This window comes from Kiritimatiellia bacterium (genome assembly GCA_025054615.1).
In the GTDB taxonomy this organism is placed as follows: domain Bacteria; phylum Verrucomicrobiota; class Kiritimatiellia; order CAIVKH01; family CAIVKH01; genus JANWZO01.
The window spans coordinates 1-11,096 of sequence record JANWZO010000009.1 but is presented as its reverse complement, the minus strand read 5'-3'; the positions used below and the strand labels follow the sequence as shown (position 1 = coordinate 11,096).

Annotated in this window: 13 protein-coding genes; 1 reads left to right on the top strand and 12 read right to left on the bottom strand. The window is 61.4% G+C overall.

Annotation, left to right across the window (positions count from 1 at the left end; translation table 11 throughout):
- Positions 1-51 precede the first annotated feature (51 nt).
- From NZ740_05625 to NZ740_05615, 3 genes are all read right to left on the bottom strand, one after another.
- Entirely contained in the window at positions 52-465 is a 414-nt protein-coding gene (locus tag NZ740_05625) for a hypothetical protein (GenBank protein MCS6771489.1), read from the bottom strand.
- 117 nt (positions 466-582) lie between these two features.
- Positions 583-2,775, bottom strand: a complete 2,193-nt coding sequence (locus NZ740_05620) for a thrombospondin type 3 repeat-containing protein (protein MCS6771488.1) — start codon at positions 2,773-2,775, stop codon at positions 583-585.
- Positions 2,776-2,822: 47 nt separating this feature from the next.
- The gene (locus NZ740_05615; protein MCS6771487.1) at positions 2,823-3,215 is read right to left on the bottom strand and encodes a DUF2237 domain-containing protein; all 393 of its coding nucleotides are present in this window, start codon (positions 3,213-3,215) and stop codon (positions 2,823-2,825) included.
- Between the two features lie 16 nt (positions 3,216-3,231).
- On the opposite strand from NZ740_05615, the gene NZ740_05610 reads away from it, so the two are divergent.
- Positions 3,232-3,669 (top strand): DUF2784 domain-containing protein, encoded by a 438-nt coding sequence (locus NZ740_05610; GenBank protein MCS6771486.1) that lies wholly within the window; start codon positions 3,232-3,234, stop codon positions 3,667-3,669.
- Positions 3,670-3,720: 51 nt separating this feature from the next.
- Here NZ740_05610 and NZ740_05605 read toward each other — a convergent pair whose 3' ends face one another.
- The 9 genes from NZ740_05605 to NZ740_05565 all read right to left on the bottom strand — a co-directional run.
- The gene (locus NZ740_05605; protein ID MCS6771485.1) at positions 3,721-5,730 is read right to left on the bottom strand and encodes a hypothetical protein; all 2,010 of its coding nucleotides are present in this window, start codon (positions 5,728-5,730) and stop codon (positions 3,721-3,723) included.
- Between the two features lie 40 nt (positions 5,731-5,770).
- Entirely contained in the window at positions 5,771-6,538 is a 768-nt protein-coding gene (gene tatC, locus NZ740_05600; protein ID MCS6771484.1) for a twin-arginine translocase subunit TatC, read from the bottom strand.
- Complete coding sequence (locus NZ740_05595; protein MCS6771483.1) at positions 6,519-6,812, bottom strand: twin-arginine translocase TatA/TatE family subunit; 294 nt, start codon at positions 6,810-6,812, stop codon at positions 6,519-6,521. The genes tatC and NZ740_05595 overlap by 20 nt, the downstream gene beginning before the upstream one ends.
- Positions 6,813-6,958: 146 nt before the next feature.
- A complete protein-coding gene (pal, locus tag NZ740_05590) occupies positions 6,959-7,480 on the bottom strand; it encodes a peptidoglycan-associated lipoprotein Pal (GenBank protein ID MCS6771482.1) in 522 nt (173 codons plus the stop codon).
- A 46-nt stretch (positions 7,481-7,526) separates the two neighbouring features.
- On the bottom strand, positions 7,527-8,768 hold the full coding sequence (locus NZ740_05585) for a hypothetical protein (protein MCS6771481.1): 1,242 nt from the start codon (positions 8,766-8,768) through the stop codon (positions 7,527-7,529).
- Positions 8,769-8,907: 139 nt separating this feature from the next.
- Positions 8,908-9,657, bottom strand: coding sequence for a TonB C-terminal domain-containing protein (locus NZ740_05580; protein MCS6771480.1), 750 nt, complete (start codon positions 9,655-9,657; stop codon positions 8,908-8,910).
- A 5-nt stretch (positions 9,658-9,662) separates the two neighbouring features.
- The gene (locus NZ740_05575) at positions 9,663-10,082 is read right to left on the bottom strand and encodes a biopolymer transporter ExbD (protein MCS6771479.1); all 420 of its coding nucleotides are present in this window, start codon (positions 10,080-10,082) and stop codon (positions 9,663-9,665) included.
- A gap of 7 nt (positions 10,083-10,089) precedes the next feature.
- Entirely contained in the window at positions 10,090-10,818 is a 729-nt protein-coding gene (locus NZ740_05570) for a MotA/TolQ/ExbB proton channel family protein (protein ID MCS6771478.1), read from the bottom strand.
- 37 nt (positions 10,819-10,855) lie between these two features.
- Positions 10,856-11,096 (bottom strand): hypothetical protein (locus NZ740_05565; protein MCS6771477.1); only part of this gene is annotated, 241 nt, incomplete at its 5' end.

Here is an 11,096-nt window from a genome sequence, read left to right as displayed (position 1 = left end):
ATTTTTCCGGACGCGGAGGCCGAAGCCGCCGGCGCGCCGGACTGATTCTGGTCAACTGTTCTCGCGGGCCGCCAGTTCACGGCGTATGGCCGCCTCTGTCTCCCGCAATTCCTTCAATTTTTGGAATACCGCGCGGCGCTCATCCTCCAAGGCTTTAAGCGCCTTGTTCGCCGCGATACGCGCCTCGAGTTCCTCCCGTTTCCGGAGAACCTGGCGCTCAAGCTCAACCAGTTCCTGCCGCAGCGCAGCGATCTCCGGATCGCCAAATTCGATCTGATGGCGCCGTTCGCGAATCTCCGCCATCTTCTGATTCATTCCCCTCTCGGTGGCCTCGATTTCGGACCGGATTTGCTCGAGTTCCTGACGGAGCTGCTCCGTCGCAATTGACGCCCCAGCATCCTCGGAAAGAGCGGTAAGCGGCACAACGCAGAAGAGCAAGGGTAGCAACACCCTAAAGAAACACATCGCAGGTCTCATCATGCTCGGATGCTGACGGTCCATTTGTATAGGCGGAATAACTACCCTGACGCAATTCAGAAATTCAGACCATTTTAAGCGACGCGCCGCATTACACGGAGCCATTCACGGCGCCCGCACCTGAACACGATAAAAACGCTGCGTCGCCGTGTGCATGTCGGTTATCGCCATCCAGACGCCGTTCCCCGGTAAATTCGTTACCCAAGGGATCCAGAGGGTCCCCGGCGACAGGTTGGAAGCGACCCAAACGTCGTACCAGCGGCCCGTAGACGACGAAAACATGGGCGTGGGGGGCGGCCCAGATCCCAAAGTGAATTGGAACATCGACGACGCGTTAAGCGGGTGAGTACCGAAAACATATTCCTCCCAATTCAGGAAACCGTCGCCGTCCGAATCCAACACGCCATCGTAGGAGCCGAATACGTCGAAACCAAATGCCGTCTCCCAATCGTTGGGCATACCGTCTCCGTCAAGATCCGGGTCGCATGCGCTGTCGATGCCGTCGCCGTCATGGTCCATGAACCAGTTGGCCACGCCGGGACAACTATCGCACGCATCCGCGTAACCATCCGCATCGGAGTCGACCTGAGACGGGTTGTAGTTCGTCGGACAATTGTCACACTCATCCCCGAAGCCGTCGCTATCCACGTCGAAGTTCGTGATGTTCGTGAATGCGGGGCAGAGGTCGCAAGGATCGCCCCAGCCGTCGGCATCCGAGTCCTGTTGCAGAGGATTGGCGTGAAACGGACAATTGTCGCACTCGTTGCCGCGCCCGTCCAAATCGCTGTCGGTCTGGGATGGATTATATTGGAAGGGACAGTTGTCCGCCGCATCGGCCACTCCATCTCCGTCGCCATCGCGCAAACGGACCAGAACCGACACATTGTTTGACAGGTTGGGATCCGGCGTTTCAGACGAGATTTCAACGCGATTGGTGATCGCGGCGGGGAGGGAACTGTGGGCCTGAACCTGAATGGAGACCCACGCGCTGGTATTCGCCGCTAGATTCGACGCCATGCAAACCACGGTCAACCCGCTGGCCGAACAGCTAAATACATCTGAATTGGCGGCGACAAATGTGACATTGGAGGGGAGTAAATCGACCATCCGCACCGAGGTCGCGGCGTCCGGCCCGCTGTTCGTGGCGCGTATCCAAAACGTCAAGTTCGAACCCGGCGACACGGTCACCGGGAAACCGGTTTTAATCACCGCAAGATCCGCCTGGCGAAACCTGTAAATGGTCACCCACGGGTTGTTATCGCCGACGGCGAGGAATCGACCGTCCCGCGACCACCGAAGCGCGTTGATGCGGGTGTAGGGCATCGGGTGGGTGATCTCCCCCACGAGCGATATATGGTTCGATGCCGCCGCATATTTCAGCACACAAATATTGTTCGAAGCTCCCAGCCGGGCATACGCGAGGAATTCGCCGTTTGGCGACCAATCCAGCGCGGTGACCTCGTTGGTCTCATCGGACACGGCCGCGATGGGCGCCATGGCGCCTGAGACCGTCGCTGTGTAGATCATCAGGTTCGTCAAGCCGGCAAAATTATGCGTCCCAACCGCAAAAAACGATCCGCCGGGATTCCACCGAATGGCGCGGAGTGTCTGCAAGGGGAAGCCGGCGGACGCGTTCAAACCCATCGCGCCTCCCGAAAACCCCAGGTTCATGAGCTGATTCAGGCCCGTGCTGTAGGCCCCCACCAGCATCTGAGTGCCGCCAGGCCGCCATTGCAGAGCATCCGGCATCGGTGAGTCGGCCAACAGCGGAAAATTCAGAGATGCCTGCAGCACCTGGGTCGGCGTCAAAACCGCGTAGGAATAGACGGCCGCATCGAACGAGGGGTGGTTGCTCACCGCCACCGCCACATAGTTTGATAAACCCAGCACCCGCCAGTCTACGCCTTTGACGTGCGCGCCAACCTCGATGGCGCGATTCGACTGAATGATCGTCCCATTCGTCGAGTGTACGAGCAAGAACCGAACTTCGCCCGTCGCCGTGTTGAAACCGGTGCCAGCCGCCAGAAGGTTGGACGAAGGGTGAAACCGAACCGACAAGACGGGCGATCCGATCCGCATCGCGGCAGCGAGCGAAAGGTTGGTTGGTGTTTGAAAATGAAGAATTCTTAATTCAGGATGCGTAACACCTGATGCGGATCCGACGGCCAACAGGTTGTTGGTAGGCGACCAGTCCAGAGAGAGCACCTCAAAATTATGCGGATAGACGGCAATGTTCGTAAAAACTTGCGCGTAGACCGACGCCCCAAACAGCGAGGCAACCGCCAAAGCTGCTAACACGGCGCTTCGGCTGTTTTTGCAACGAATCCGGGTTACGCAGGAGCTCCTCATGAATCCCCGCCGTCACCCATCTCGGCGTGCTCTTCCAAAACCGATCGGGGTATAACCTTGAGCGCATCGATCGCTGTCGCCTCGAGAATGACCGGCGGGGCCACTCCCGCCTCCCACGCCTCCTTCCATCGCGCCGCGCAAACGCACCACCGGTCTCCCGGCTTCAGCCCTGGAAATCGCCATTCAGGACGCGGCGTGCTTAGGTCATTCCCCACCGATTTCGAGAATGCGAGGAATTCGGCTGTCATTTTCGCGCAGACGGCGTGCAGACCGACGTCCTCTTCGCAGGTGCGGCAGAATCCGTCTCGAAAAAAACCGGTCAGCGGATTGAAGCAGCAGGGCTTCAGCTCTGACCCCAGCACATTTTTCTGGTGACGCGACTCGGGCACGCGCAAAGGTTACCCCGTGAGCGATGAGCTGTCAGCGGATATCTTGCTGGTGCTCCACGCGATGATTCCACTCTTCATCCTCGGCGGGATTGGCGTGGTCGCCCTCGGCGCGTTCCGCCGATGGCGCTGGATTCGAAATCCGTGGTTCCGCTCCATCCACGCGGGGTTGATGGGCATTGTGCTGCTGCAGGCGTTACTGGGACGACTCTGCCCCCTTACCGTGTGGGAACACGAGCTTCGCGTTCGCGCGGGCCAGGTGGAGCCAGGCGCCCCAAAAGCCTTCATCCCCTATTGGACGGAACGCCTTCTCTACCATGACCTACCTCAAAGCTGGTTCGTCGTGGCCTATGCGATAACGGCCGCGCTGATTGTTGGGTTGTGGTTTGCCGTTCCTCCCCGCCCCTTCAAAGGACGAAAAGACCAGATTTCGGAATCCTCTCAATTGGCAAAGTAACTCGGGACACATTGGCCCTCACCGCTGATTGGCGGAGAGGATGGCGCGTTTTTAGTCGGCCAAAGGCCGGATCTCGATCGGGCACTCCGGAATCGCGTTTAGAAACCAGCGACCGTACCCCTTCGTCTTGACCCGCGGGTCCAGAATCACCACGATCCCCTGATCCGTCTGTGAACGAATCAACCGCCCCACCCCCTGACGGAATTTCAAAATCGCCTCGGGCAGACTGTACTCTCTGAATGGATCGCCGCCCCGCTCCTGGATCCGCTCCATGCGCGCCTTCGCCAGAGGCTCCTCGGGAACCGCAAATGGCAGTTTTGTAATGATGACATTGCTGAGGGCTTCCCCGCGGACATCTACACCCATCCAAAAGCTGTCGAGCCCGAAGAGAACGCCCGCATGACTGTTCCGAAACCGCTCAATCATGTGACGGCGCGACAACCCCTCGCCCTGCACCAGCAATTCATAGCCGGCCGCCTCGAAGTCGCTTCGAAGCCGATCGGCGACGGCCCGCATCATTCGCTCGGCCGTAAACAAAACGAAGGCGCGCCCCCTCGTCTCGTGCACACATCGGCGAACCGCCCGGGTCACCGCCTCAAGATATTTGTCCGCCTCGCTGGGATCCGGCATCTGGGAGGGAATCCAGACCCTCATCTGCCGTTCGTAATCAAATGGAGACCCGATTTGTTCTGCGTCGCACCCGTCGGCGCCCACCCGTTGGATGAAATAGTCTAGATTCCCATGTACCGCCAGCGTGGCGCTGGTCAGGACGACGCTGCGGTGGGCGCTGAATAGCAGTTGTCGCAAAATAGGCCCCACCTCGATCGGGGCCGAGTAAAATACCGGCTGGGGACGGCGCGCACCTTCCAACTCAATCCAATATACGCTGTCAGGCAGACTCTGCGTCAGAAATGCTTCGAGCGACGCCGCCAGCTCGTCGCCGCGCCGCCGGGCAGCCGCCAATTCCGCCCGGAGGTCGAGATCCTCAAGCCCGTCGCGCAACACGCGCAACCGGGCCGAGAGCGCTTTCATCTTCTCCAGTAAGGCTACCTCCACGGGCAACGGTTCGTGGACGACGCGCTGTTTCCGATCCGGACCCAAACCCGCCCACTCCTTCACCCATGCGAAGAACCGGTTCACGTCTTCGCCCAGCCGGACCACCAACTGCGCCGCCGCGCTGTCCTTTAGAATCCCGAGCAGGCCTTTCCCCGTGTCCGGCACAAACAAACGGCGAAGCCAATAGTCAAACTGATAGCGTGAGAGACGAACGCCGAGGTGATCCGACGCCACGTTCTCAACCATGTGAGCCTCATCGATGACGATCGCCAGGAAATCGGGAAGGAAACCGCCCCTGCGTCCCTGAAGCGCAAGGTCCGAAAACAACAGATGGTGATTTAGCACCAACAGGTCCGCCGAACGCATCTCCCGTCGCGCCTTGAAGAGAAAACAAGGCGCATACTCTGGACACTTGTGCCCCAGACAGTTGCCCGGCTCCACATTGACCGCCTCCCAGACATCCGGGGGCGGCGGCTCCGCAAAATCCTGCAGCGAGCCGTCCGGCGTGCGGCGGCTCCATTCTCGGATGCGGTGCAGCTCCGGCTCGACGTCCGCTGAAAACAACTGTCGCCTCATCCGTTCCGCGCGCGCCAACCGCCGGAGGCACAGGTAATTCCCGCGCCCCTTCACCAAGGCAGCCCGAAAGTCCACGCCGAGGTGGGCCTGAAGAAACGGAATATCCTTGTAGATCAGTTGTTCCTGCAGGCTGATCGTATAGGTCGAAACAGCCGCCTGCCGGTTGCTCAACTTGGCCGCAAGCACCACCGGCACCAGATAAGCGAAACTCTTGCCGACGCCCGTCCCCGCTTCGACCGCAAGATGCCGTCCATAGGCCAAAGCCTCGGCAACCCTCAGCGCCATTTGACGCTGCTGGGGCCGAGGTTCATACGGGAAACCGTCCACCTCGCAGGCCTTCTGCAAACGCCCGCCTGGCCGGAAAAAATCGTCCACCTGCCGAATCAAAGACTCGGCATCGAAATCGGTTGGCGAAATCTCGACAATCATCGCGGAAGGTCCCGGCCAGGCGCAGGTCGAGTCGGGTTCGTCAGCCGGCGCGCTCGCCGCGGCGCCCCGCCCGTTCCCACCCCCAAATCACCCATATGCACACTTCATAGAGCAGGATCAGCGGCACGCCCATCAGGATCTGCGAAAAGATATCCGGCGGCGTCAAGATCATCGCAATCGTTAGGATCGCCACGATCGCATGGCGGCGAAATCGCCGCAAGGTCGACGAGCTGATCAACCCCAGACGGCCCAGCACCAGCAACACGACCGGCAACTCAAAGGCCAACCCAAACGCGATGAGGAGTTGCGTGGCAAAGGTCACATAACTCGTGAGGGTCCACTCCGCCGCGATCCCGAGCCAGCCGTGGAGCCCGAACATCGCGCGCAACGCGAACGGAAGTGTGAAGGCATACCCCATCCCAACCCCCGCGACGAATAGCAGCACGCTCAAAATCCCCACCCCGCCGAGGGCGCGCCGCTCCGCTGGCGTGAGAGCGGGGACAAGATATGCGCCCACGATCAAAACCAGGACGGGCGACGCCAGAACCAGCCCGCTCCAAAATGCGATCCTCAACGTCGCCGTGAACGCGCCCGCGACTTCAATCGAGCGCAGAAACACATCCGGGTTTTCAACAAGCCCTTCCAAGGGCCGTTTCAGGATCGCGAGGATCGAAGGCGTGTAAATGAGCGCGATAGCCATCCCACCCGCAATCGCCAACGCGCAGCGAATGAGGACCACTCGCAGATCCTCGAGGTGTTCCAGAAACGGCTTGCGCTCGTCGCCTGGGTCAGCGGGGGACCCGCTCATCGCCATCCTCCGCAGGTGGCCTCGGCTGAGGGAGCGACCTCGGTCGGTCTTCTGGACCCGTTCCGGCCGGCGGCTCGTCCAAGCCGGCCTTCATCACCTCGTCGCGCACCTCGTTGGCCGTGCGCCGAATCTGCTCAAGGGTTCGCCCGATCGTCCGCGCGATCTCGGGCAGGTTTTTGGACCCAAACAGGATCAGCGCGACGACAAGGATCAGCAGAACTTCACCGCCGCCCGCCGATCCGCCGAAGAACGCATATGCCACCATGCACTCCATGTGAGCACGATCCGATGGTCGCCGCAATGGGCGTCACGGCCCGTTTAGCCTCACCATCGTCCCACCGAACGCCAAACGCAGAACGCCGCCGGCTCGCGCCCGCGGCGTTCCTGCACATTGATCGATGTAGGCCGGAAAACCGTCGGCTACTGGAACAGCTTGAACTCAGCCCGCCGGTTCTGCGCCCAAGACGCTTCGTCATGGCCGAGTGCCACCGGCCGTTCCTCTCCATAACTCTTCGTCTGAATCCGCGCGGCATCGATGCCCAGGCTCACCAAATAAGCCCGGACCGCCATCGCGCGGCGCTCTCCGAGCGCCAGGTTGTATTCGTTGCTCCCGCGCTCGTCGCAATGCCCCTCGACAATGACGCCCACCGACGGATTACGCCGCAAATAATCCGCGACCGCCTCAATCTTTCCGCGCTCGCTGGGATTGATCTGTGCGCTGTCGAAATCGAAATACACAACCCCAAACTGGCTCGCAATTTCCGCCAAGCCCTCCGGCCGAAGCCCGAGCCCTTCCCCGCTCACGTCGGACCCGATCACGCCGCCGACATCATCAATGCCGCCCGCCGCACCAGCTCCGGCCTTCGGCTTCTTCTTGCAGCCGGTCAGCGACACGGCCGCGGCCAGGGTCAGCAACATTCCCACCTTCAACCACGTTTTCACTCTGTTCCTCCGCAAACGTTTCAATTCGTTACCACGCGTCCCGCACTCACTGGCCCGGCGCCCACACGGGTGAGGACCAGTCACCGGGATAGTCCGTGAGAACTAATGGCGGATCGCCCATGGTGTCAAGCAATACCACCTTCGATTCATATCGAATCGACCGCGCCGCGGCGAGATGCCGCTGGTTCGGCGCCCAACTCGGATCCTCATAATCCGCCTCGCCGCCCGTAATCTGACGCACCTCGCCGCTGCGAGGATCAATCACGCACACGCTCCACCGCCCGCCAAACAGGCTCGCGTACGCAATCAGGTTGTTCGACCCCCAGTCCGGCGCGACATTCTGCGATCCGCGCGCAGTCAATCTACGGGGCGGCCCGCCGTCGCGGCCGATGATATACAACTGTGGCGACCCGGCCTGATCCGAAACGTAAACAATTTCCCGCCCATCGGGCGACCAAGACGGGCTCGCCTCCGCCGCGCGCAGCGTCTGGGTCAGACGGATCGGTTTGCCCCCCTCCAAATCGCGGATGTAGAGCTCCGGATTGCCATCCTTCGAGAGAATCATCGCGATCTGCCGCCCATCCGGCGAAATCGCGCCACCCGTGTTCAGCCCGGAGTAGTGTGAAATGCGCCGACGCGCCCCCGTCGCCAGCTCGATCAGATAAATGTCCGGAAACCCTTTCAAATACGACGTGTAGACGAGCTTGCGCCCCCCGGGTCCCCAGTTCGGCGCGATGTTGATCGATTGGTCACGCGTCAACTGAACCAGGTTCTGCCCATCCGCATCCATCAGGTAGAGCTCCTTGCGGCCGGTCCGGTTCCCCACCAACGCGATCCGGCCGGATGCCATTCCGCGGCGGCCGGTCACCGCCAGCACGATCTCATCCGCCACGACGTGCGCAAGCCGCCGTACCTGATTCGGCTCCATTGGAAACCGCTTGCCGTAGACCTGCTGGCGCGTTCCGCGGTTGAAAACGACCGCCTGGACGCTACGGCCCCCCGCCTCTCCCGTCAGCGCAAGCTCCCCCGAACCCGCGGGCGCGCGCGCAAACCAGCCCGATCGGATCAAGTCATCCGTCAGGACCTTCAGGAACAATTGGCCGTCCGCATCCAGCGCCTGGTACGCGGACCAGTCGATCGATGTCTTTTGCCCCGCCCCCTTGACCACCCTCACCTGCGCCCAGGACGATTCGGTCAGGCACCCGGCCGCCAGCAGCGCCAAGCAGAGCGCGCCGCGCGCGGAGCGAAAAATTCCATGCTCTGTAAAAATGCCGCAAAAAATTTCCATGCTATGGAAAATCCTTCCCAAAAATTTCCATTCAATGGAAAATTTCCGGCCGGCACGCGGGCGTGCAAGAACCCGAGCGACCGACCGATGCAGCAGGTTGGGTCAGAATCCGGCGGCGGTCAACGCTGATCGCATCCGATCATTCGCCGACCACAAACTCGATGGTGATATCCAGGTGCGGCTCGCGGATCTCGGGCGGCAGCGGGCGCAACATCGACACGCTGTTCAGCGCCTGCATCACGGAATCGTCCATCAGCCGGTTGCCGGACGGCCGCGTGAGCCGCCGCTGGGTCACCGCGCCATTCCGCAAGACGCGGATCGACGCCTCCGCGCGGAGGCCGCGGGCCACGGCGCTCGGTTGAATCCAGGCGGCATACATCGCGTCGCGAACGATTGCATAGTAGAGCGAAAGATCGTCGATCGTCGCGGCCGGCGGGCTCGCGGGGTTGAAACGGATATTTGCCTCGAGCAGCTTTCGGATCTGCTCAGGGGTCAGGGCCGGCTGCTGCGGACGGGGCGGCCGCGGCTCGGCGGGCCGCACGATCCGGTTGGTGCTAACCTGAATTTTCGGTTTCTCCGGCCTAGGCTTCTCTGGCGGTTTTTCGGGGATTGGCGAAGGTTTCGGTTCCTCCTTCTTCGGGCTGGGCGGCTGCGGCTTGGGCGGCTCGGGGCGAGTGACCGGTGGCGCGGGCGGCGGAGGCGGCACCAGCTCCACGAAGGTAACTATTTCACGTTTCGGCGGCCGGGTGACCCAGCGGACGATAAACGGCGCAACGACGACGATCAGCAGGAACAAGAGATGCCCGGCCGTCGAAATCAGAAACGCCCGCCTGAAGCGAGACGCTTCTGCGGATTCGGCCGGGCGCGGCGCGAGCGGGGCCCACGGCATCTCGTCTATCTCCGGGCCGGCGCGTCCGGCGTGGTCACCAATCCGAGGCGCGTCACATTCGCCTCGTACAGTGCGCGCATGACCTCGACCACTTTTCCGTACTGGAGCCGCTCATCGGCGCGGACCATCACCGTCAGGCTGGGCTCCGCCTGGGCGAGCGCCTTCATCTGCTCCCCGAGCTGCGACAGGGTGACCGAAACTTTTTCCAGATAGATCCGGCCCTCCGCGTCGAGCGTGATCGTGCGCGAAACGGGCGTGTCCATGTCCTGCGCGCGGCCCTTCGGCAGGTTCACCGGAATCCCCTGCTCGAGCAGCGGCATCGTGATGATAAAGGTGATCAGAAGCAAAAACGTCAGGTCGATCAGCGGGGTCATGTTGATTTCGCTGATCTCCCGGAGCGGCCGGATGGAAGATCGCCGGGCCATTGTCGACTCAGTCTCGGACGTACGTTCGCTGCAGTTCGGAGGTGAACTCGTCGGCGAAATTGTCCATCTGGACGGTCATTTCGCGGATGATCCCCGCAAGCGCGTTGTATCCGATCGATGAGGGAATCGCGACGAGCAGGCCCACCACGGTCGTCAGCAGGGCGCTGGCGATCCCCGGGGCGACGGCCGACAAGTTGGCGGAACCCTGCAGCGCCATTTGCGAAAAGGAGTCGAGCACTCCCCAGACAGTTCCCAACAGGCCCAGCAGCGGGCTGGCGCTAACGGCGATCGATAGGAATCCCATTCGCGATTCGAGCTCGAGGACCTGGTCGTTGCACTGCCGGGCCGCGGCGTTCCGGATGGTCTCCAGTTGAAGAGGCGTGAGGACAATTCGCGAATCGCTGCGCGAGAACAAATCGTTTGCGCTACCCCGGCTCTCGAACTCAAGGCCAAGCGCCATACAGGCGCTCTCATAGACCTTCGCCGGCGGCGAGTACGGCAAGCGTTGCCGACGGATAAACAGGCCGAGCGGATGTTGTTCCCGTCGGTACAACTCCAGGAAGCGGCGCGCCTCCGTTCGCGCGCGGCGGAGCTCCATCATCTTCGAGACCATCACCGTCCATGCGATGATGGAAAAAATCATCAGGATGATGATGATTAATTTGCCGGAAAGAAAATTGCTCTCCCGGAACGCGTAGATGAAATCAGCCAGCGGCAACAGCGGTAGCGGCAGCATATAGATCGGTCCTCATGATTCCTGATGGACCGCGACGTTACGCGACGCACCGGAGCCGGTCAACGCCTCGCGACTCATCTGTCAGACCTCTTGACCAATCTTCCTTTTCCGGACGGGCGGATTCCATCCCAACCGTGGAATAACGCTCACACGTCATACGCATCTTGAGGTGCAGGTTCCACCCCGACCATTGGAGGGCCGCCTTCCACGGCGTCCGCAACTGGAGGGACAGGTTCCACCCTGTCCCATACAGGCCCGCGTGGAAGCGGGCCCTCCAT